The sequence below is a fragment of the Streptomyces sp. NRRL F-5123 genome (assembly GCF_000721495.1).
In the GTDB taxonomy this organism is placed as follows: Bacteria; Actinomycetota; Actinomycetes; order Streptomycetales; family Streptomycetaceae; genus Actinacidiphila.
This window is the reverse complement of the sequence record NZ_JOHY01000068.1, coordinates 70,324-89,823: the sequence shown is the minus strand read 5'-3', so window position 1 is coordinate 89,823 and position 19,500 is coordinate 70,324. Positions and strand designations below refer to the sequence as shown.

Here is a 19,500-nt window from a genome sequence, read left to right as displayed (position 1 = left end):
ACCCGGGGCGGCGCCGTTTCACTGGAGGGCAGGCCAAGCCCGAGGAGGGTGCACTGATGCCGGAGACCCCCACGCCCACACCCGTACGCGACCAGTCGGCCCCCGACGCCGCCGCGGCCCCGCTGCGTATCCCGCTCCCGCTGGTCGCCGCGTGCGGCTGCGGCTCGGGCTGCGGCTGCGGCTGCCAGTCCGGTGGCCCCTGCCAGTGCAGCGGCTGCAGCGGCTGACCTCGCCGCTTCGTAACCCTGCCCCCGCCGCCGCCCCGGCCGCGGGGGCGCGGTGCGTTGACGGAGCCGGTGCCGGTGCCGTGCGGGGAGGGTGCCGTGCGGGGTGGGTGCCGGTCAGCCGCAGCGGAGGTCGAGGCTGCCGCCCTCGCCGAGGAAGCCGACCTCGATCCGCAGCCGGTGCCGCGCGCCGCTTCTGTCCAGGGGGGTGACCGTCTCCTCGACGGGCCCCAGTCCCTGCACGTCCAGCCGCGCCCTCAGCCCGTCCTCGACCGCGTCCGCCGGGAGCGCGGAATCGACCTCCAGCGTCACGACGTAGCCGCACTCGCCGCCGTTCCCCCACCGGTTGCCACCCACCTCGTGCCGCCCGGAGGTGATCGTCACGTCCCCGAGGGCCCGCACCTGCGCGCGTATCCGGTTCTCGTAGCCGGCCGCCGTACGGTCGTGCCGGCCGTACGGCGAGACGTAGTACAGCCCGTAGATGCCCAGCGCCGTGGTGAGGGCGGCGGCGACGGCGAGCACGAGGCGCTTGCGTACCCGGAAGTCAGCCATGTCCCCCCGAGGCGGTCTGCGCGAGTCCGGCGCGGCCGAGTCTGCCACGGGGCGGGGGGCCAGGGCCGGATCAGGCCCGATCGGGCCGGTCGACCGGCTCAGACCCGGAGCAGGCCGCCGCAGCGCGGGGCGTCCTCCTTCACGGCGACGAGGTTCGCGGTCACGTAGGGGATGTGGTGCGCCTCGTGCCACGGGGTCGGGTAGTACGTCACCAGGCGGGAGGCCTGGAAGCGGGCGGAGATCCCCGGGACGTAGCGGCGGTAGGCGTCGTCCGTGCAGTACCAGAAGGAGTTCTCGTTGTAGAACGCTGTGTGCGCCGGGTCCTGGAAGGCGCCGCGGCCGTCCGTGCTCGGGGTGCGGGACAGCAGCATGCCGCCCGGGGCGAGGAGCCGGTGGATCTCGTTGATCAGCCCGGTCTTGTCGGCCACGTGCGGCAGGAAGTCCACCGCGCGGATCACCCCCACCGAGCCGTCCGCCAGGTCGAGCGGGTCGGGCAGTGCGGCCGTGAGGTCCACGCCCTCCCCCGGCTCCCGGTCGACCCCTAGGTATCCGGCGGGCTTGCCGTGCGCAGCCCCGAGATCGAGCGCCGTCAGCCCGTTGCGCTCGGCCCAGGCGAGCGCGTTCCCCTCGACGTGGCGGTCGTAGAGGGCGACCGTCTCGCGCTGGATGCGGGCGTTCGTCTCCGGGACGCTCTGGGTGTTGCCCGCGTGCACGCGCTGGAGGTAGAGGCAGCGCGGGACGTGGTGGAAGGGCCCGGCCTGGTAGAGCCGGCACATCAGGTCCTGGTCGTCGAGGACGTCCCGCTCCGCGTCGTACCCGCCGACCTTGTCGTAGGCGTTGAAGCGGAAGGCCCGGACGTGGTTGGGCGCATACCAGATGTACGAGACGTTGTGCGGGACGGGCGCGAGCGAGCGCAGGCTCAGGACGCTCCGGCCGTCGACCACCGCATCCTCGTACTCCCAGCCGTGGGCGATGTCGAAACGGGAGGTGTCGGCGCTGCCGTCGGCCCGGATCTGGGCGCAGTCGCTGTAGACGAGGACGGCGTCCGTGTCGGCGTCGAAGGCCTCGACGATCCGCGCGAGGCAGTCCGAGGCGAGCACGTCGTCGTGGTCCAGCTCGACCAGGAACTCCCCGCGCGTGGCCGCGCACGCCCGCCGCTTGGCCGCCCCGACCCCCTTGACGCCGTCCGCGACCTCGACCCGCACCCGCTCGTCCGCCGGCTCCGGCCGCCACCGCGCGCCCTGGTTGAGCAGCACGACCCACTCCCAGCCGGTGAACGTCTGGCGCCGGAGGGAGGCGAGGCAGTCGTCGAGGTAGCGCGGATCGTGGCTGGGCGTGAAGACGGAGACACGCGGGCTCGGCGTGCCCCGGCTCCGGCCCTTGCGGCTCACCGGCCGCCGCCCGGGACGTGCTGCGCGCCGCGGCGCCCGGTCCTGCGACAGGCCATGATCTCTCCCGCGTGGTGAGCCGGTTCCCCCCATGGTGGGTACCCGCCGGCCGGCCTCCCCCGCCCGACACGCACACCGTCCCCCGTACGGCCGCACCCCGTCCTGGGCATACTGAGCGGCACCACCACGGGAGGGGGGGACGTGTCGGGTCAGTTGTTCACGCTGCTCGGAGTGCTCGCGGGCGCGGTGGCGTCGTACGTGGGCGCGACCCTCATGGAGAGCGCCCGCTGGCGCCGCCGGCTCGAAACCCGCTGGGACGAACGCCGCCTGGAGGCGTACCTCGGCTTCGCGAACGCGATCAAGAGGTTCACCTCGATCGCGGGCCGTCTGGCGGCCGCCCGCGGCCTGTCCACCCTTCCCCAGCCCCTCGACCTGGACGCGGGCCTCGCCCTGCTCGCCACGGCCGAGGAGGACCGCGGACACGCCTTCGAGGCCGTCCTCCTCCTGGGAGACGCCGACGCGATCACCGCCGCCCGAGCCCTCCAGCGCCACGCCTGGACCCTCGAACGCCTCGTCCGCACCCCGTCGCCGGCCGACACCCCCGCGGACTGGACCCGCGCCTTCCTCGCTTTCCAGGACCAGCGCGACGTCTTCTACCTCGCCGCCCGCCACGACCTGGGCGTCACGTCCGCCTTCCGCCTCCGCAGCGAGGATCCCCTCCCCCAGAACGAGGCACCCGCCCCGTCCCCGGGGTACCAGTAGCCGCAACGTACCGCGCAACGACGAAGGAGCACCCCGTGACGATCCAGCGCATGGACAACGTAGGCGTCGTCGTCGACGACCTGGCGGCCGCCGTCGCCTTCTTCACCGCCCTCGGCATGGAGCTGGAGGGCGAGGCGGAGCTCTCGGGGAGCTGTCCCGACCAGATGCTCGGCCTCGACGGCGTCCGCACCACCATCGCGATGATGCGCACCCCGGACGGCCACGGAAAGCTCGAACTCACGGCCTTCCACTCCCCCGCCGCCATCCCCGCGCCCCCGCCCGCCCCCCACACCCTGGGCGTGCACCGCGTCATGTTCGCCGTCGACGACCTCGACGCCACCCTCGCCCGCCTGCGCCCGCACGGCGCCGAACTCCTCGGCGAGGTGGCCCGGTACGAGAACGCCTACCGCCTCTGCAACCTCCGCGGCCCGGCGGGCATCATCGTCGCGCTGGCGGAGCAGATCGGCTGACGCCCTCCCCCGGAGAAGCCGCGTACCGCCCGGGGCGGGAACCCGCCGCTACGCGTTCGACCAGGCCCGCTCACAGAGCACGAGCCGGTAGCCGTCCGGATCCTCGATCGTGACGCCCCACCGGTTCCAGTAAGGGTTCGGCGAGGGCACCCGCTTGCCGCCGTGCTCCTCCAACCGGCTGACCAGGTCATCAGGCACCGGCCCGTCGACGTAGACCACGAGCAGGTCCTCCTCGGTGGGCCGGGGCCCGACCGGCCCGGCGGGCGCGTGGACCAGCTCCAGATGCCAGCCGGCGTCCGGCCACCCCACCATCAGCAGATCGTGCCCATCGGGTTCCGCCCCGGCTTCCGCCCCGCCCTCGGCCCGCCACACCACGCGGAGCCCCAGCCCCCGCACCCAGAACCGCTCGGCCACCACAAGGTCCCGGGAGGGCCGGGCGATACGGATGTGACTGCGACCGTTGAGGGCCATCGTGACCTCTTCCTGAGCTGCCATTTCCTGCTCAGCAGCCTAGGTTTCGGCCTCCCCGTCGGCCATCGGCCGATAGCCCTGGACCAGGGGCCCTAGTCCTGCGGCCCGAGCCTTTCCCCCTCCGTCACCGGACGCTCCACAGCGGAGCCGCGTACTGCCCCGGGGCGGGCACCGGCCAGCACGGCCCTTCGGGGACTGGATACGCACATGCCCCCGCCCCGCAGTTCCCTGCCCGGGGAAGCAGCCGGTGGCCGTGATCTGTGAGGCCAGACGCCTGCGTGCGTCGCCCCGACCCCCGCGTCGTGGCCTGACTCCGCTCGACCGCGCGCCCCAACCGCTTCCTGAGGAATACCGGGACCGCATCGCACCGGCGGCGATCGTGGAGCGGGTGACCTTCAACGCTCACATCATCGAGACCGGCACCGACAGCTTCCGCTTCAGAAGACCCAGGAGAAGCACCGTAATTCCTGACCTGCCCCGCTTCAAGAATGCCCCGGACTCCTACTTCCAATCTGGGATAAGTGCATCCCACTGATCTCGGGTCGGGCCGTCGTATGTTGGCGTGAAGTCTGGGTGGGCGACCAGCCACGCGGTGACGTGTCGGTCCACTTCGTCGGTGCCGTAGGCGTCGTGGGCTAGTCGCAGGAGATGGCGCACCTGGGCTCGGGCGCGCATGACGACGGGATCGTCATAGGCGCAGGCGGCCAGGGCAGCGGCCCGCCGATCCGAGGAGGGTGAGCACTCGGCGAGGCGCTGCTCGTTGGCGCGGTCGACCGTCACCTGCGCGTCGAACCACGGGCGGAGGGCCTTGGTTGTCCAGGTGTGGTAGACGACGGGGTCCGCGGCGATCTGGTCGACATGTGTGGCGAGGTACTGGGCGGCACGCAGGCCGAGGGCCGCGCCCTGACCCAAGGTGGGGTTGGTGTGGATGAGGCTGTCCCCGGCGTTGACCAGGCCGGTGACGACAGGTCCGTCATCGTCCGCGAGGGCGGTCCAGAGGTTGTCCAAACCGGCCATCGCCAGGACGGCTGACTGTGGTTCGGGGGCCAGGCCGAGCCAGGCAGCGGTGGCGGGGAAGCGGCGGGCGGCGGCCTCGAACACGGCGGGGTCGGTAAGCGCGCCCCGGGTCGGATCACCTGTGGAGAGCACCAGGTTCACCGCGAAGGTGTCGTTGTCGGAAGGAAAGACGCCAGCGAGCGCGAACGGTGCGGCCGAGCCGGTCTTCACCCGCCCGGGGTCACGCGGACCGTCGGCACGCAGGCGGTACCAGCGGCACAGATAAGCGATCCCGGCGCGGTGGCTGTCGACCACGGGCGGGCGGCAACCTGCCGCGATCAGCCAGGCGGGCACCGGCGAGCGACGACCCGAGGCATCGACGACCAGGTCCGCCTGGTGCAGTTCTGCGCCCACCTGCAGGCCGGTTACCTGGGCAGGACGTCCCTCCTCGATGGTGAGGGCGCGCACCCGGCATCCTCGCCGCACCTCAACGGTGCGTTCCCGCCGCACGGCCGCGGTCAACGCGGCCTCCAGCACGATCCGGCGGGTGCGCAGGGTCATCAAGTCCTCGTCGCCGGCCCGATGCAGCGGATGCACACCGAACCAGTCGAACTCGTGATATTCCCGGGCTCCGCGTGCCAGCAGGTCCGCATAGACATCAGGAGCCTCGGTGCGCAACACGGTGCGCACGGGCGCGAGGAACGAGTGCGGCTGGACGGCCTGCGGGATTCGGGGCCTGTCCCAGTGGAAGAAATCCCGGTCCAGGTCGTCTCCGGCCTGCCGCGCGTCCTGCTCGAACAACGTGACCGAGTGGCCCCGTCGACCAAGCATGAGCGCCGCCCCCAGCCCGCTGATACCCCCACCGAGCACCGCAACCCGCGCCACTGAGCTCCCCTTCGCGTCGTGTTGCGGAATGAGCCTACTGCCGGGCGATCTCCAGTCCGGATCCAGCGTCGTCCGTCGCGGTGCGGGGGCGATCCGGAGGCCGCGGCTGCCGGAGCGGAGGCTGTCTTCGCGCCGCCGAAGGGGGGCAAGCTGCGGGACGTGCCGCTGCCTGGTCCCGTGGCCGATGCCTTGCGGCACGCATGAAGCGGTTCCCGCCGGTGGACATCACGCTGCCGTGGAAGGTCACCGGTGGGCCGCTGGTGACCGGTCAGCTGGTCTTCACGGGGCCGATCGGTGGGCACGTCTGGCGCAGCTCGTTCAACCCGGACACATGGAAGCGGGCGCCTGCAGCTGCTGGCGTCATCCCGGCGCGGAAGAAGGGCACGGAGTACGCCTCAGCACGGGAGCATGGCATGCACGCCCTGCGGCGCCTCTACGCGTCGGTCCTCCTGGACGCTGGCGAGAGCGTCAAGGCGCTGGCCGAGTACCTGGGCCACTCCGATCCAGGGCTGACGCTGAGGGTGTACGCGCACCTCATGCCGTCCAGCCAGGAGCGCCCCAGGAATGCGGTTGCGAACGTCTACCGCCCGGCACAGGTTCGGAACGATCTGCCCCTGACCGCGTATCAAGCCCACAGCGCTTTGACCACAGCGTGGCCTGCCGAAGCCGCCCGCCCGTAAAACCTTCGAAGGTCGCTGTGATAATCCAGGAACTCCTGCCTGACCTGCGCCGGGTCCCAGCCCGGCCGAATGAGCTTGGCACCGGCGGCGTTCCACAGATCGTCGAAGGAAACAGTCGCGAGGAAATCTGCGGCCTGGGACGCCTCAGGCGGCTCCAGCAGCATCATGGGTGGGTCGGAGGGGTCGGCGTCAGCAGCGTGCGGCACGGGGCGGCCACCGTAAATCGGGAACGCCCAAGGCTTGCCGGCGTCAGTGTCGAGGAGATCGGCCACGGCGTAGAGGTCATTGACGCTGTCGTAGGCCTTGTTGATCGAGGTGGCGATACCCGCCGCATACTCGTCGGGGTGGTTGTCCCAAGCCTCGGACATGAACGCCGCAAGCCACGTGTGGTCGTCCTGGATCTCGGACTCCACGACGGCGCGAAAGTGCAGGTGGATGCTCACTGCGGCGACCCCCAGTTCGGCAGCCCGCTTGTCGGGCCGAACGGGCAGAACCTACTCGACGGCACTGACGGCGAAACGCCCCAGCGGTCTGCCGTGCCCCGAGTCGGAGTCACGGCCCACGCACGGCCCAGGACGCAGTCATGCCCCCGTCCCGCGGAAGAAGCCGCAGGTCGGAGGCATGAACGTACGGACGAACTACTTCTTGCCCTGGTTCTTGACCGCCTCGATCGCCGCCGCCGCAGCGTCGGGGTCGAGGTAGCGGCCGCCCGGGGTCACCGGGCGGAAGTCGGCGTCCAGGTCGTAGGCGAGGGGGATGCCCGTGGGGATGTTGAGGGACGCGATGTCCGCGTCGGAGATGCCGTCGAGGTGCTTGACCAGGGCGCGCAGGGAGTTGCCGTGGGCGGCGACCAGGACGGTGCGGCCGGTCAGGAGGTCGGGGACGATCGCGTCGTACCAGTAAGGGAGCATCCGGTGGACGACGTCCTTGAGGCACTCCGTGCGGGGGCGCAGCTCCGGGGGGATGGAGGCGTAGCGCGGGTCGTCGCTCTGGGAGAACTCGGTGCCGTCCTCAAGGGGGGGCGGCGGGGTGTCGTAGGAGCGGCGCCACAGCATGAACTGCTCCTCGCCGAACTCGGCGAGGGTCTGGGCCTTGTCCTTGCCCTGGAGGGCGCCGTAGTGGCGCTCGTTGAGGCGCCAGCTGCGCTGGACCGGGATCCAGTGGCGGTCGGCGGCTTCGAGGGCGAGCTGGGCGGTGCGGATGGCGCGCTTCTGGAGTGAGGTGTGCACCACGTCCGGCAGCAGGCCGGCGTCCTTGAGCAGCTCGCCGCCGCGGACGGCCTCCTTCTCGCCCTTGTCGTTGAGGTTGACGTCCACCCAGCCGGTGAACAGGTTCTTCGCGTTCCATTCACTCTCGCCGTGGCGGAGCAGGATCAGCTTGTACGCAGCAGCAGCCATGCCATCGAGTCTAAGAGAAATCCGATCGCCCCTCGCGACCGGGCTCCGTAAGATGCGCGATGCGATTGCGCCTCTTACAAGAGACCTGGGAGTGACCCGTGGCGGCCATCAGCCGAGCGGTACGAGAGACGGCGGGCGGCCTGCCGGGGCAGTTCTGGTGGTTGTGGACGAGCACGCTGGTCAACCGGCTCGGCGGCTTCGTCGTGACGTTCCTCGCGCTCTACCTCACCGTCGACCGCGGGTACTCCGCCGCGTACGCCGGTCTGGTCGCCGCCCTCTTCGGGCTCGGCGGCGCGGTGGGGGCGGTGCTCGGCGGGGTGCTGGCCGACCGGCTCGGGCGGCGCGTGACGCTGCTGGCCGCGCAGCTCGGCGCCGCCGTGACGACCGCGGTGCTGGGCTTCGCGGACGGGCCCGTCGCCATCGCCGCCGTCGCGACGCTCGTCGGCCTGACCGGCAACGCCTCCCGGCCCGCGCTCTCCGCGATGATCTCCGACCTCGTCCCGGCCGCGGACCGGGTCCGCGCGTACTCCCTCAACTACTGGGCGATCAACATCGGCTTCGGCGTCTCGGCGGCCGCGGCCGGCTTCATCGCCGCCGAGGGCTATCTGTGGCTCTTCCTCGGCGACGCGCTGACCACCGTGCTGTGCGCGGTGGTCGTCTACGCGAAGGTGTCGGAGACCAGGCCGGAGGCGGCGAAGAGCACGGCGCAGGAAGCGGGGGCAGGCACCGGCGCCGGCCGGACGACGCTCCTGGACGTCCTGCGCGACCGGCGCTTCATGGTCCTCACCGGGCTGATCTTCGTCTTCGCCGCCGTGATGCAGCAGGCCAACTCCACGCTCGCCGTCGACATGGGCGAGCACGGGCTCAGCTCGCAGCAGTTCGGCCTCGTCGCGAGCATCAACGGTGTCGTCATCGTGCTGCTCCAGATCCCCGTCACCCGCGCGCTGCGCGCCCGCAGCAACGCCGTTCTGCTGGCCACCGGCTGCCTCGTCCTCTCCTGGGGCATCGGGCTCACCGTCTTCGCGACGACCGTCGCGCTGTACGCACTCACCGTCGCGGTGTGGACGATCGGCGAGATCATCCACGCGCCCGCCTCCATGTCGGCGGTCGCCGACCTCGCCCCCCAGCACGCCCGCGGCCGCTACCAGGGCGTCTCCACGCTGGCCTGGGCCGCCGCCGCCTTCGTCGGGCCGCTCGTCGGCGGCCTCACCCTGGAGTACCTCGGGCGCGCGACGGTGTGGCTGGGCTGCGCGGTCGTCGGTACGGTCGCGTCGGTCGGCTACTGGGTGCTGCTCAAGCCCGGTACGGCGACGGATGCGGCCGCGGCCGGGAAGCGGGCGGTGGCGGGCACGGACGGCGTCGCCGCCGAGACCGCGGACGCGCCCGCGTAAGCCCCGTACGGCGGTGCGGGCCGCCGCCACCCGAGGCGTACGGCCCACGCAGCCACCCGCACCCCCGAGACGTACGGCCCACGCAGCCACCCGCACCCCCGAGACGTACGGCCCGCGCAGCCACCCGCCGTCGCGCAGCGCTACGCTTCCTCGCTGGTCAACCGGCTGAACGCGTCCAGATTCCGGGTCGACTCGCCGCGCGAGACCCGCCACGCGTACTCCTTGCGGATCGCGGTCGCGAAGCCCAGCTCCAGCAGCGTGTTGAACGACCCGTCCGCGTTCTCGACCACCGCGCCGAGCAGCCGGTCGACCTCGTCGGGCGTGACGGCGGCGAGCGGGAAGCGGCCGGTGAGGTAGACGTCGCCGTGCCGGTCGACCGCGTACGCGACGCCGTACAGCTTGAGGTTGCGCTCCAGCAGCCAGCGGTGGAAGGCCTCGTGGTTCTCGTCCGGGCGGCGCACGACGAAGGCGTTGAGCGACAGGGTGTGCCGCCCCACGATCAGCTGGCAGGTGGTCGACAGCTTGCGCGTGCCGGGCAGCTGCGTGACGTACGTGCCGGAGCGCGGCGACTCCCACGGCAGCTCCGACTCGCGCAGCACCTGCTCGACGACCCGCCGCGCGGCCTCGGCGGCGGGCCCGTCGTCCGTACCCCTGGCGCCGTCGGCGGCGCCGCCCTGCTCAGGCTCAGCCATGGGGCGATCGTAGGCGACGGCGGTGCTCCCACTGCGCTGCCGCGTACACCTCGGCCGTGTCCTCCGCGGAGGCCCCCCAGCCGAAGGCTCGGGCGTGCCGGGCGGCCGCGGCGCCGAGTGTGTCGGCGAGCGGCGGGTGGTCGGCGAAGCGGCGGAGCACGCGCGCGTAGTCGTGCGGGTCGTGTCCGGCGACGAGGAAGCCGGTGCGCCCGTCGGCCACCGCGACCGGCAGCCCGCCCACCGCGGCCGCGACGACCGGCGTGCCGCACGCCTGCGCCTCGATCGCGACGAGGCCGAAGGACTCGCTGTGCGAGGGCATCACCAGCACGGTGGCCGCGCGGTACCAGTCGGCCAGCTGCTCCTGCGGCACGGGCGGCTGGAAGCGGACGACGTCGGAGACGCCGAGCCGGGCGGCGAGCTTGTGCAGCGCCTCCGGCTTGGCCAGGCCCGTGCCGCTCGGGCCGCCGACGATCGGCACGAGCAGCCGGTCGCGCAGCCCGGGCCGCTCGGCGAGCAGCACCGCGACCGCGCGGACCAGCACGTCGGGCGCCTTGAGCGGCTGGATGCGGCCGGCGAAGAGGGGTATGAGCGCGTCCTGCGGCAGGCCGAGGCGGGCGCGGGCGGCGGCGCGGCCCCCGGGGTCGGGGCGGAAGCGGTCGAGGTTGACGCCGGGGTGGACGACGGCGACCTTGCCGGGCGGGGCGGCGTAGTGGCGCACCAGCTCGTCGGCCTCCTCGTCGGTGTTGGCGATGAGCCGGTCGGCGGCCGCGACGACCTGGGTCTCGCCGATCACCCGCGCCACGGGTTCGGGCGTGTCGTGCTCGGCGAGGGCGGCGTTCTTGACCTTGGCCATGGTGTGCATGGCGTGCACGAGCGGGACGCCCCAGCGCTCGGCGGCGAGCCAGCCGACGTGGCCGGACAGCCAGTAGTGGGAGTGGACGAGGTCGTAGTGGCCGGGGCGCTGCCCGGCCCACGCGCGCATCAGGCCGTGCGTGAAGGCGCACAGCTGCGCGGGCAGCTCCTCCTTGGCCAGGCCCTCGTAGGGACCTGCGTCGATGTGCCGCACCAGCACGCCGGGCGCCAGCTCGACGTGCGGGAGGCGGGCGCCGGTGGTGGAGCGGGTGAAGATCTCCACCTCGATGTCCCGCTCGGCCAGCCGCCGGGCCAGCTCGACGATGTACACGTTCATGCCGCCGGCGTCGCCCGTGCCGGGCTGGTGCAGCGGCGAGGTGTGGACGCTCAGCATGGCGATCCTGCGGACCCGGCGGCTCCCCCTGCGGTGCGGGCGGTACGCCGCGGCGGCCGCACCGGCAGCGCTGCGCAGCCCGCCGAACCGGGACGTGTACTGGGTCGTCACCCTTCCATCCTTCCGGCAGCCGTACCCCCGCCTTCAACCGTGGGCAACACCGGAAGCAGGGATTCCATTTCCACCTTTGCCGAAGCGTGATAAATCCGGTTGACACCCTCGCGCGCGGCCCCTGCGCCCCCGCGCACCGGCCCGCCGTGCAGCCGCACCTACCCCGCGGGCGGCCGGTTACGCTCGCGGGCATGGGCGGTACGGGACGGGCGCGGGCGGCGCGCGGGGCAGGCGGGGCCGGGGCCGCGGTCGGCGTCGTGACCAGGGGCACCACCAACCCCAACCGGCTGCGCCGCATGGACCGCTGGATCGCCGCCGCGCACGGCCCGCAACTGCGCCGCACCGCCGACCCGCTTGCGGTCGACCTCGGGTACGGGGCCGCGCCGTGGACCGCCGTCGAGCTGCTCGGGCGGCTGCGCCGGGTGCGGGCGGACGCGGAGGTGGTCGGCGTGGAGATCGACCCGGCGCGGGTCGCCGCCGCGCTGCCGTACGCCCGCGAGGGGCTGGACTTCGTGCGCGGCGGCTTCGAGGTGCCGCTGCCGGACGGGCGGCGGCCGACGCTCATCCGCGCCGCGAACGTGCTGCGGCAGTACGCCGAGGACGAGGTGCCCGCGGTGTGGGCGCGGCTCACGGAGCGGCTCGCACCGGGCGGGCTGCTGGTCGAGGGCACGTGCGACGAAATCGGGCGGCGGCACGTATGGGTCGCGCTCGGACCCGGGGGCCCGCGGACGGTGACCTTCGCCACCCGGCTGGGTTCGCTGGAGCGCCCGTCCGACCTGGCGGAACGGCTGCCGAAGGCGCTGATCCACCGCAATGTGCCGGGTGAGGGCGTGCACGCGTTTCTCACCGGCTTCGACCGGGCATGGGCCGCGGCGGCGCCGCTGTCGGCGCTGGGCGCGCGGCAGCGCTGGATCGCGGCCGTACGCGCCCTGCGGGCCGACGGCTGGCCGGTGACGGACGGCCCGGCGCGCTGGCGGCAGGGCGAGGTCACGGTGGCGTGGGAGGCGCTGGCGCCGCGCTGAGGCCGTCTGCGGTGGCGCCGACCGGCGGACGGGGGCGGGGGCAGGCGGCGCGGCGGGCACCAACGGAGGCGGACGGGCGCGGGCCGCTCCGGGCGGGCTCGGGCGCGGACGGGCGCGGACGGGCGCGCATGGAAGGGCGCGAGGAGGGGCAGAACTCGGACAGCGGCGTACGCGGGCGCGTAGCGGCGCGCGGCTCACTCCGGGTGACACCCCGCTCGCACAAATAGCCCGTGGGGGTTGATTTCGCCGCCCAATATGCAGGGGCGGACAATTCCCGTACTCCCCCGCCATTCACCCGGGATCGGTTCCGTCAGTGGGCCGCATACGGGGCATGGTTGCAGTGGAACCGCGTGACATACGTCATGTGCGGATCCCCACATCGGTGGCGAAATCCCGCCCTGGCCACCGCATATGACGGTGACGGTTTACAACTGCCCCTCCCGTGACGTCAGGTCCAGCCACTAGGGTTCCTGGGGCCGGGGATGGCAAAGCAAGGCAAAGGAAAGACCGTCAATCGTTCAGGGGACCGGAAAGGAGTCGCTTGATGTCCGCTGCCAAGCGCGGCACCGAACGGCCCACGGCCACCGATCACGAGGCCGGGCGCCCCGCCTCCGCCCCTGCCTCCGCAGCCCCCGGACCCGCGGGCGCCGGGCCCGCGAGCCCCGCGCCCGGCGCCTCCGGAGCGGTCAGTCTGCCGCGCCAGCGCCAGGACACCGCTGAGGCCCCCGTCACCTTCAACCTGCTGGTCGTCGGCGACGACCCGGCGGGCGCCTTCACCGCCCCGTACTTCCAGGACGGCGGCGGCCCCCGCATCCGCGTCCTGCGCGCGGGCAACCTCACGGCCGCGGGGCGGCTGCTCACCGACGACGTCCACTGCATCCTGCTGGACCTGCCCGATGTCCTGGAGGGCGTCCGGCACGTGCTGCGCGTCGCGCCCGGCACCGCCGTCCTCGTCCTCACCGAGGGCGCCGACGACGGCACCGCCGCGGAAGCCGTACGCATCGGCGCCCAGGACCTGCTCCCGCGCGGCGACATCGACGCCGCCGGGGTGACGCGCGCGGTCCGCTACGCGGTGGAGCGCAAGCGCGCCGACCTCGCGCTGCGCAAGCTCACCGAGACCCGGCTGCGCGCCCAGGAGAACCGCCGCCTCGAACGCGGCCTGCTCCCGACCCCGCTGCTGGAGGGCGCGGGGCTGCGCTTCGCCTCCCACTACCGGCCCGGCCGCAGCCGCGCGCTGCTCGGCGGCGACTTCTACGACACCGTCCGCACCTCCGACGGCGTCGTGCACGCCATGATCGGCGACGTCTGCGGCCACGGACCGGACGCGGCCGCCCTCGGCGTCGAACTGCGCATCGCCTGGCGCGCGCTCACCTTCGCCGGGCTCGGCGGCGAGACGCTGCTGCGCACCCTCCAGCAGGTGCTGGTGCACGAGCGGTCCGACGACGAGATCTTCGCGACCCTCTGCACGCTCGACATCGCCCCCGACGGCCGCGCCGCCGACCTCTACCTCGCCGGCCACCCCGCCCCGCTGCTGTCCGGCACCGGCGGCGCCCCGCGGCTGCTCCCGCACGAGGACGGCGGCCCCGCGCTCGGCCTGCTCCCCGACGAGCTGGCCGACTGGCAGCGGGTGCCGGTCGCGCTCGACGGCGAGTGGCGGCTCATGCTCTACACGGACGGCTTGATCGAGGGCCGCGTCGGCGTCGGCACGCAGCGCCTGGAGCAGGACGGCATGCTGCGCCTGGTCTCCCGGCTGCTCGCGGCGGGCCTGCACGGCGACGCGCTGCTCGACGCCGCCGTGACGGAGGTGCGCGAACTCAACGGGGGCGAGCTGACGGACGACGTGGCCGTGGTGCTGCTGGAGCGCTGCGCGACGGCGTAGCTTCTCCGCTTTCGCTTCTCCGCTCTCCGTGCGCCTTTGGCTCCCGGCGGGTCAGCGGCGGCCGTTGTACGGGCCGTAGGGCCCGTCGCTGCTGCTGCCGCGGCTGCCACCGCTGCGGCGCGGCATCCCGCGCCTGCGGCCCTGGCCCCGTCCGCTGACCTCGCGCAGGGCGGGGCGGACGTCGACCGTGTACACGATCACCGCGATCAGGCCGATGATCGGCAGGAACGAGATGATCGAGAAGAACTTCATCACCAGGCCGGCCAGGCCCAGGATGATGAGCCAGAAGCCCTTGTTGTTCTTGCCCGCGGCGCGGTACGCGTCCTCGCGGTAGGTGGCGGCGTCGACGAACGCGAACACCGCGAAGAGCAGGAGCGCCCACGAGATCAGGGCGACCACCCCGAAGAACCCTGTGATCAGCACGCTGTCCACCCATCCCTTGTCCGTCGGTCCGTCGGTCCGTCCGTCGGTCGCCGCCGGCCACTCCACGGTACCGGCCGTACGCGTACAACGGGCCGGGCGCGCGATGCGTGCCCGGCCCGTTTCCGTCAGTCCTTGCCCGGCGCCTTCTTGGCCGCGGGGGCCTTCTTCGCCGCGGGCTTGCGGGCGGCGGGGGTGGCGGAGGCGGCCGGAGCCGTCTTCTTCGGCGTGGCGTCGGCGATCTGCCGCACGTCCGCGCCGCCGTCGCCGTCGCCCTCCTCACCGCGCCAGTGGGCGACGGCGCCCTTGCCGCGCTCGGCCAGCTCGTCGTACGTCTCGCGCGCCTTCACCGCGTAGCCGGTCGCGCGGCCGACGCCCTGCAGGGCCAGGTCCTGCACGGACTCGCCGAGCTTCTTGAAGTCCGGCATCTCGCGGAAGGACTTCAGGTCCAGGTCGCGGTAGGTCTCCGACAGCCGGGTCTGCGCGTCCTTGGCGCCCGCGGCGACCCGCTCCTGCACGGCCTTCGGGTCGGTGCTGCGGATCTTCTCGATGTGCCCGGGCGCCTGCTCCCGGAGCCGCCCGAAGAGCGCCGGCACCTCGCGCAGCTTCTCGGCGGCGAGGTCCGCGGTCCCGGCGACCGCGTACAGCGGGGTCGGGTTGCGCAGGCTCTTCACGATGTCGTCGGTGATGGTCATTTCCCGTCTTCCTCCCGTACGGCGGCGGAGGCCTCTGGGCCACCCGCCGCGCCTCGCTCTTCCACGCCCTCGTCCGGCTCTCCCGGCCCGTCCGGCTCCTCCGCCCGCGATCCCCCCGCGGCGGCGTTCTCCTTCCGGAAGGACTCGTAGATCTGGATCAGCACCTGCTTCTGCCGCTCGTTGATCGCCGGATCCGTGAGAATCGCCGCGGGCACCTCCAGCTCGTCCCGCTCCCGCGCGTCGAGCATCCCGGCCTGCACGTACAGCGTCTCCGCGGAGATCCGCAGCGCCTTCGCGAGCTGCTGCAGGATCTCCGCACTAGGCTTCCGCAGCCCGCGCTCGATCTGGCTCAGATACGGATTCGACACACCGGCCGCCTCCGCCAGCTGCCGCAGACTGAGCTGCGCACTGCGCCGCTGCTCCCGCAGATAGGCCCCGACGTTGCCGACTCTCAGTGACGCCATACGTACGAGAGTGCCCCCTCGCGCTAACTTTTGCAAGCACCTGCTAGCGGACGGCTAACACAGCCTGTGTGACCGAGCCCTTCGTTCGGCGAGTGAGCGCTTCAGCCGGCGAGTCGGTTCGCGGAAACCAGCCACCGCCAGCGCGGACGCTCCGAGACGAGGGCGGCGGTGGCCAGCAGGGTCACAGAAACCGCGGCCCAGGCGGGCCACGCCAGCCATGAGGAGACCACGGCCGCCGCAAGCTGGAGCAGCACCAGCAGGATCGTGATCCAGCCCGGCACCGCGATGATCACGTTGGTCTTGTCTCCCGGAGTGGAGAAGAGCGTCGGAACGCCGATCAGGGCCACCACGGACAGGGCGGCAAGCTGCCATGAACGGTCGGCCAGAGCCCAGGGAGTGGCAACCCAGGCGACGAGTTCCGTCGCGAAGCGCAGGACGGATGCGGCGCGGTCGTCCGGCCGTCCAGGAGGTGTTTCCCCAACAGCAGCGTTGTTCATCTGCGGACGATCTCACGGTGCCCGACCCGCTGCCAGGGCCTGGCCCAGCCCGTGACCCGCGCAGCCGGTAACACCCGGTCGGAGCCGAGTGCCTCAGCCGGCGGGTTTCGCCAACGGAAACGCTCGGTCACACCCTGCCCGGCCGAGTGCTCCAACCTCCTGCCCCGGCGAAGCCGCCGCCCTATCGTTGGCCGATGCGCGCACACCGAATTGACCGACCGGCCGATCTCGACGTGGTCCGGGAGTCCTACGACCGGGTGGCCGACAACTACGCCGAGATGGTGGCGACGACGGGAATGGGCGACATCCGCCGCCATCCCTGGCTCAAGGCGTCGATCGACGCCTTCGCCGACACCGTGGGCGGACTCGGGCCCGTCCTCGACGTCGGCTGCGGGCCCGGAACGGTGACCGCCTACCTCGCCGAGCGCGGACTCGACGTCTCGGGGGTCGATCTCTCACCCGGCATGATCGAGAACGCTCGCCGCCTGTATCCGCACTGCCGCTTCGACATCTCCTCCGCCACCGACCTCGACCTCGCCGAGGCGTCCCTCGGCGGCGTACTCGGGTGGTGGTCGCTGTTCAACCTCCCGCGCCAGGTCCTGCCCCAGGTCCTCGCCCATTTCGCGCGGGCCCTGAAGCCGGGCGGGCACTTCATCACCGGTACGCACGTCGGCGACGAGGACGCGGTGCGCACGGAGGCCTACGGAGGTGTGTCCGTCCGCTGGACGACGCACAAATGGCGGCCGGAGCAGTACGTCGGCCTGATCGAGCAGGCGGGGCTGCGACCGGTCGCCGAACTCCGGCTCCCGGCAGACGAGTTCAGCGGCCCGGGCCTGGTCGTCATGGCCGAGCGCCCCGCCTGAGCACGAGGCCTCCGGGGCCGTGGCGGGGAGGACCCGCCGACCGCCGCGGCCGGACGGAGGCGGACGCGGGCCGTCCCGGTACGGGTACGAGGCCGGGACGGGTCGGTGCCGGGTCGCGCCCGAACCGTTCGGGGGCGGGAAGATCCTGCTGAAAGGCGGCGTCGGCCCCGCCCGGCCGGACGTCCTCACTGGGGCCCACCGGCCGGCCGAGGCGGGCGCGATCCGCGGCAGGGCGCTGCTCGTGCCGTAGCGGCCTGCGGCGACGCCGGACGCCCGGCCGGGGCTACCCGGCGGGAGCGGCGTCCGCTAACCTTGCAAGTAAGCACTTACTTGCGCGAGGAGGACCGGAACGGTGGACACCCGTGCGCGAGTCGTGGCCGAGGCCATGCGGCTCTTCGGGGAGCAGGGCTACGCGAGGACGACGGTCGCCGAGATCGAGCGGGCCGCGGGGCTCTCGCCCGGGTCGGGGTCGCTCTACCGGCACTTCCGGTCGAAGGAGGAGCTGCTGGCCGAGGGGGTGCGGGCGAAGGTCGCGGAGAATGCCGGGCTGCTGGCGATGATCGGGGACCCCCAGGCCATGGCCGCGCTCCCGCTGCGCGAACGGCTGGCGGGGCTGGCCCGCGCCGGGCTGCGGCGGCTGGAGCAGGAGCGCGACCTCAACCGGATGGTGGTGCGGGACCTGGCCGCCTTCCCGGCGCTGCTGGACGAGGTCCGCGAGGGCGAGATGCGCCGCATCCACGCGGCGGTCGCGCAGTGGCTGCGCATGCAGGCCGGCGCCGGGGACGCCGCGGAGCGGGACTGGGAGGCGCTCGCCGTCGTCCTCGTCGGCTCCGTCTCGCACTTCTGGCTGCTGCGGGACGTCTTCGGCACCCATCCCAGCGGCCTCGACGAGGACCGCTGGGTCACCGCCTTCGTGGACCTCGCCGAGCGGCTCCTCCAGCAGCCGCCCCGCACCTGATCGTCACCACACCCGTCGGAGGTCATGATGAACACCGCACTGTGGATCGCCCAGGGCCTGCTGGCCGCCGTCTTCCTGGCTTCGGGCAGCGCGAAGTCGACGCAGTCGAAGGAGCGGATGATCGCCACCGGCCAGACCGGCGTCGCCCCGTTCCCGCTGCGCGCGATCCGGGTCGTCGCCCTGCTGGAGCTGCTCGCGGCGATCGGGCTCGTCGTCCCGCGGCTGACCGGCACAGCCCCGGTCCTGACCCCGCTGGCCGCGGTCGGCCTGACCGCGGTCATGGTCGGGGCGGCCGTCTCGCACTGGAGCCTGCGGGAGTACAAGCAGGTCTTCGGCATCAACCTGGTCATCCTGCTCGCCTGCCTCTTCGTGGCCCTCGGAAGGTTCTGAGCGCCGTCCCCGTAGAGTCGGGGCATGGCTGTGGAGATCGAGGTGGTACGGGAAGCGGGCGCGGACGTCGTCGGCGCCCTCGCGCGGCTGCTGCCGCAACTGTCCAGCAGCGCGGTGGTGCTGGACGCCGACGGGGTCGCGCGGGTCGTGGGCAGCGAGGCCAACACCGTGCTCGTCGCCCGCCTCGACGGCGAGATCGTCGGAACGCTGACGCTCGTGATGTTCCCCCTCCCCACGGGCCTGCGCGCCCGCATCGAGGACGTCGTCGTGGACGGCGCCGCGCGCGGCGCCGGTGTGGGCGCGGCCCTCACCGAGCACGCGGTGCGCCTCGCGGAACAAGCCGGCGCCCGCACCGTCGACCTGACCTCCCGCCCCTCCCGCGAAGCCGCCAACCGCCTCTACGCCCGCCTGGGCTTCCGGGAACGCGACTCCCGCGTACTGCGCTTCACGATCGGTTCGCGCTGACGCCGGGGGCCGCGCCGCACGTCCGGGTCGCGCCGGACGACCGGCACAACCCCGCCACCTCGGGCCCGCGGGTGCTGAGGCCCGCCGACGCCGGCGCGGCCCGCCGCGACCGGGACCACAACGCGGCGCTGCCCACCGTCCACCGCTTGTCCGGCGTCCTCCCCGAGCGGGGGATGCTCCTCACCGAGGGTTCGCTCAGCCCCTGACGATGCAGAAGGGGTGGCCCGCGGGGTCGGTCAGGACGCGGGCTTTCCCGCCGTGGGGCTGGTGGGTGGGGACCCCTGCGCCGAGGGTCAGGAGGTGGGACTCGGTGGTGGGGAGGTCGGTGTCGGCGGTGAAGCAGATGTGGAGTTGCTGGGGGGAGTCCTGGCCGGGCCAGCGCGGGGGGCGGTAGCCGTCGACGCGCTGGAAGCCGAGGAGGAGTTCGCCGTCCGTGCCGGCGAGGCCGGCGAAATCGGCGTCGGACTCGGGGTGCGGGGGCAGGCCGGTGGCCGCCTGGTAGAAGGCCATGAGGGCGAGCGGGTCGGGGCAGTCGAGGGTGATCGCTGTCATCCGCAGCTGCGGGGTCATGGCGCCTCCGTA

The 19,500-nt window shown here is 73.0% G+C and carries 24 protein-coding genes and 1 pseudogene; 12 read left to right on the top strand and 13 right to left on the bottom strand.

The annotated features are described in order from the left end of the window. The coding region (locus tag IH54_RS45890; protein WP_234344166.1) for a hypothetical protein at window positions 1–227 on the top strand (227 nt) is incomplete at its 5' end. Window positions 228–341: 114 nt separating this feature from the next. On the opposite strand, the gene IH54_RS0134335 is transcribed toward IH54_RS45890, so the two are convergent. After that, complete coding sequence (locus tag IH54_RS0134335) at window positions 342–776, bottom strand: hypothetical protein (RefSeq protein ID WP_031524602.1); 435 nt, start codon at window positions 774–776, stop codon at window positions 342–344. A 98-nt stretch (window positions 777–874) separates the two neighbouring features. Continuing rightward, window positions 875–2,167: a glycosyltransferase gene (locus IH54_RS0134330; RefSeq protein WP_031524599.1), complete on the bottom strand. Its 1,293-nt coding sequence runs from the start codon at window positions 2,165–2,167 to the stop codon at window positions 875–877. A 198-nt stretch (window positions 2,168–2,365) separates the two neighbouring features. On the opposite strand from IH54_RS0134330, the gene IH54_RS0134325 reads away from it, so the two are divergent. Both IH54_RS0134325 and IH54_RS0134320 read left to right on the top strand, forming a co-directional pair. Then, window positions 2,366–2,926, top strand: coding sequence for a hypothetical protein (locus tag IH54_RS0134325; protein ID WP_159012238.1), 561 nt, complete (start codon window positions 2,366–2,368; stop codon window positions 2,924–2,926). Window positions 2,927–2,961: 35 nt separating this feature from the next. Then, entirely contained in the window at window positions 2,962–3,396 is a 435-nt protein-coding gene (locus tag IH54_RS0134320) for a VOC family protein (RefSeq protein WP_234344163.1), read from the top strand. 48 nt (window positions 3,397–3,444) lie between these two features. Here IH54_RS0134320 and IH54_RS0134315 read toward each other — a convergent pair whose 3' ends face one another. Together IH54_RS0134315 and IH54_RS0134310 are read right to left on the bottom strand one after the other, a co-directional pair. Next, window positions 3,445–3,867, bottom strand: a complete 423-nt coding sequence (locus IH54_RS0134315) for a VOC family protein (RefSeq protein ID WP_031524589.1) — start codon at window positions 3,865–3,867, stop codon at window positions 3,445–3,447. Between the two features lie 501 nt (window positions 3,868–4,368). Beyond that, complete coding sequence (locus tag IH54_RS0134310) at window positions 4,369–5,748, bottom strand: NAD(P)/FAD-dependent oxidoreductase (protein WP_031524588.1); 1,380 nt, start codon at window positions 5,746–5,748, stop codon at window positions 4,369–4,371. A 114-nt stretch (window positions 5,749–5,862) separates the two neighbouring features. Here IH54_RS0134310 and IH54_RS40600 point away from each other — a divergent pair. Further along, window positions 5,863–6,428: pseudogene (locus tag IH54_RS40600) on the top strand (tyrosine-type recombinase/integrase); the annotation flags it as partial. Here the strand turns inward: IH54_RS40600 and IH54_RS0134300 are convergent. Beyond that, on the bottom strand, window positions 6,374–6,871 hold the full coding sequence (locus tag IH54_RS0134300; RefSeq protein ID WP_031524586.1) for a DUF1877 family protein: 498 nt from the start codon (window positions 6,869–6,871) through the stop codon (window positions 6,374–6,376). The pseudogene IH54_RS40600 and the gene IH54_RS0134300 sit on opposite strands and share 55 nt — an antisense overlap. Before the next feature lie 195 nt (window positions 6,872–7,066). Beyond that, window positions 7,067–7,825, bottom strand: a complete 759-nt coding sequence (locus IH54_RS0134295) for a phosphoglyceromutase (protein WP_031524584.1) — start codon at window positions 7,823–7,825, stop codon at window positions 7,067–7,069. A 98-nt stretch (window positions 7,826–7,923) separates the two neighbouring features. On the opposite strand from IH54_RS0134295, the gene IH54_RS0134290 reads away from it, so the two are divergent. Continuing rightward, the gene (locus IH54_RS0134290) at window positions 7,924–9,216 is read left to right on the top strand and encodes an MDR family MFS transporter (RefSeq protein ID WP_031524583.1); all 1,293 of its coding nucleotides are present in this window, start codon (window positions 7,924–7,926) and stop codon (window positions 9,214–9,216) included. 140 nt (window positions 9,217–9,356) lie between these two features. Here the strand turns inward: IH54_RS0134290 and IH54_RS0134285 are convergent, their stop codons facing one another. Next, window positions 9,357–9,908 (bottom strand): YbjN domain-containing protein, encoded by a 552-nt coding sequence (locus IH54_RS0134285; RefSeq protein WP_031524582.1) that lies wholly within the window; start codon window positions 9,906–9,908, stop codon window positions 9,357–9,359. Further along, on the bottom strand, window positions 9,901–11,265 hold the full coding sequence (gene mshA, locus IH54_RS0134280) for a D-inositol-3-phosphate glycosyltransferase (RefSeq protein WP_031524581.1): 1,365 nt from the start codon (window positions 11,263–11,265) through the stop codon (window positions 9,901–9,903). The genes IH54_RS0134285 and mshA overlap by 8 nt, the downstream gene beginning before the upstream one ends. 191 nt (window positions 11,266–11,456) lie before the next feature. On the opposite strand from mshA, the gene IH54_RS0134275 reads away from it, so the two are divergent. Beyond that, a complete protein-coding gene (locus IH54_RS0134275; protein WP_052398179.1) occupies window positions 11,457–12,287 on the top strand; it encodes a class I SAM-dependent methyltransferase in 831 nt (276 codons plus the stop codon). Between the two features lie 544 nt (window positions 12,288–12,831). Then, on the top strand, window positions 12,832–14,166 hold the full coding sequence (locus tag IH54_RS0134270) for a PP2C family protein-serine/threonine phosphatase (RefSeq protein ID WP_052398178.1): 1,335 nt from the start codon (window positions 12,832–12,834) through the stop codon (window positions 14,164–14,166). Between the two features lie 51 nt (window positions 14,167–14,217). Here IH54_RS0134270 and IH54_RS0134265 read toward each other — a convergent pair whose 3' ends face one another. The 4 genes from IH54_RS0134265 to IH54_RS0134250 all read right to left on the bottom strand — a co-directional run bounded on the left by IH54_RS0134265 (window position 14,218) and on the right by IH54_RS0134250 (window position 16,242). After that, entirely contained in the window at window positions 14,218–14,589 is a 372-nt protein-coding gene (locus IH54_RS0134265) for a DUF2516 family protein (protein WP_031524577.1), read from the bottom strand. Window positions 14,590–14,714: 125 nt separating this feature from the next. Beyond that, the gene (locus IH54_RS0134260) at window positions 14,715–15,281 is read right to left on the bottom strand and encodes a hypothetical protein (protein ID WP_031524576.1); all 567 of its coding nucleotides are present in this window, start codon (window positions 15,279–15,281) and stop codon (window positions 14,715–14,717) included. After that, the gene (locus tag IH54_RS0134255) at window positions 15,278–15,745 is read right to left on the bottom strand and encodes a helix-turn-helix domain-containing protein (protein WP_031524575.1); all 468 of its coding nucleotides are present in this window, start codon (window positions 15,743–15,745) and stop codon (window positions 15,278–15,280) included. The genes IH54_RS0134260 and IH54_RS0134255 overlap by 4 nt, the downstream gene beginning before the upstream one ends. A 101-nt stretch (window positions 15,746–15,846) precedes the next feature. Beyond that, window positions 15,847–16,242, bottom strand: a complete 396-nt coding sequence (locus tag IH54_RS0134250) for a hypothetical protein (protein ID WP_031524574.1) — start codon at window positions 16,240–16,242, stop codon at window positions 15,847–15,849. 194 nt (window positions 16,243–16,436) lie between these two features. Here IH54_RS0134250 and IH54_RS0134245 point away from each other — a divergent pair, with 194 nt between their 5' ends. From IH54_RS0134245 to IH54_RS47810, 5 genes are all read left to right on the top strand, one after another. Next, window positions 16,437–17,105, top strand: a complete 669-nt coding sequence (locus IH54_RS0134245; RefSeq protein WP_031524572.1) for a class I SAM-dependent methyltransferase — start codon at window positions 16,437–16,439, stop codon at window positions 17,103–17,105. Window positions 17,106–17,457: 352 nt separating this feature from the next. Then, window positions 17,458–18,063, top strand: coding sequence for a TetR/AcrR family transcriptional regulator (locus IH54_RS0134240; RefSeq protein WP_043183092.1), 606 nt, complete (start codon window positions 17,458–17,460; stop codon window positions 18,061–18,063). Window positions 18,064–18,090: 27 nt separating this feature from the next. Then, window positions 18,091–18,453, top strand: a complete 363-nt coding sequence (locus IH54_RS0134235) for a DoxX family protein (protein WP_031524570.1) — start codon at window positions 18,091–18,093, stop codon at window positions 18,451–18,453. A 24-nt stretch (window positions 18,454–18,477) separates the two neighbouring features. Further along, window positions 18,478–18,918 (top strand): GNAT family N-acetyltransferase, encoded by a 441-nt coding sequence (locus IH54_RS0134230; RefSeq protein ID WP_031524569.1) that lies wholly within the window; start codon window positions 18,478–18,480, stop codon window positions 18,916–18,918. 71 nt (window positions 18,919–18,989) lie between these two features. Further along, window positions 18,990–19,124, top strand: a complete 135-nt coding sequence (locus IH54_RS47810; protein ID WP_267965257.1) for a hypothetical protein — start codon at window positions 18,990–18,992, stop codon at window positions 19,122–19,124. On the opposite strand, the gene IH54_RS0134220 is transcribed toward IH54_RS47810, so the two are convergent. Continuing rightward, window positions 19,114–19,488 (bottom strand): VOC family protein, encoded by a 375-nt coding sequence (locus tag IH54_RS0134220; protein ID WP_031524567.1) that lies wholly within the window; start codon window positions 19,486–19,488, stop codon window positions 19,114–19,116. The genes IH54_RS47810 and IH54_RS0134220 overlap by 11 nt on opposite strands. Window positions 19,489–19,500: the final 12 nt, after the last annotated feature.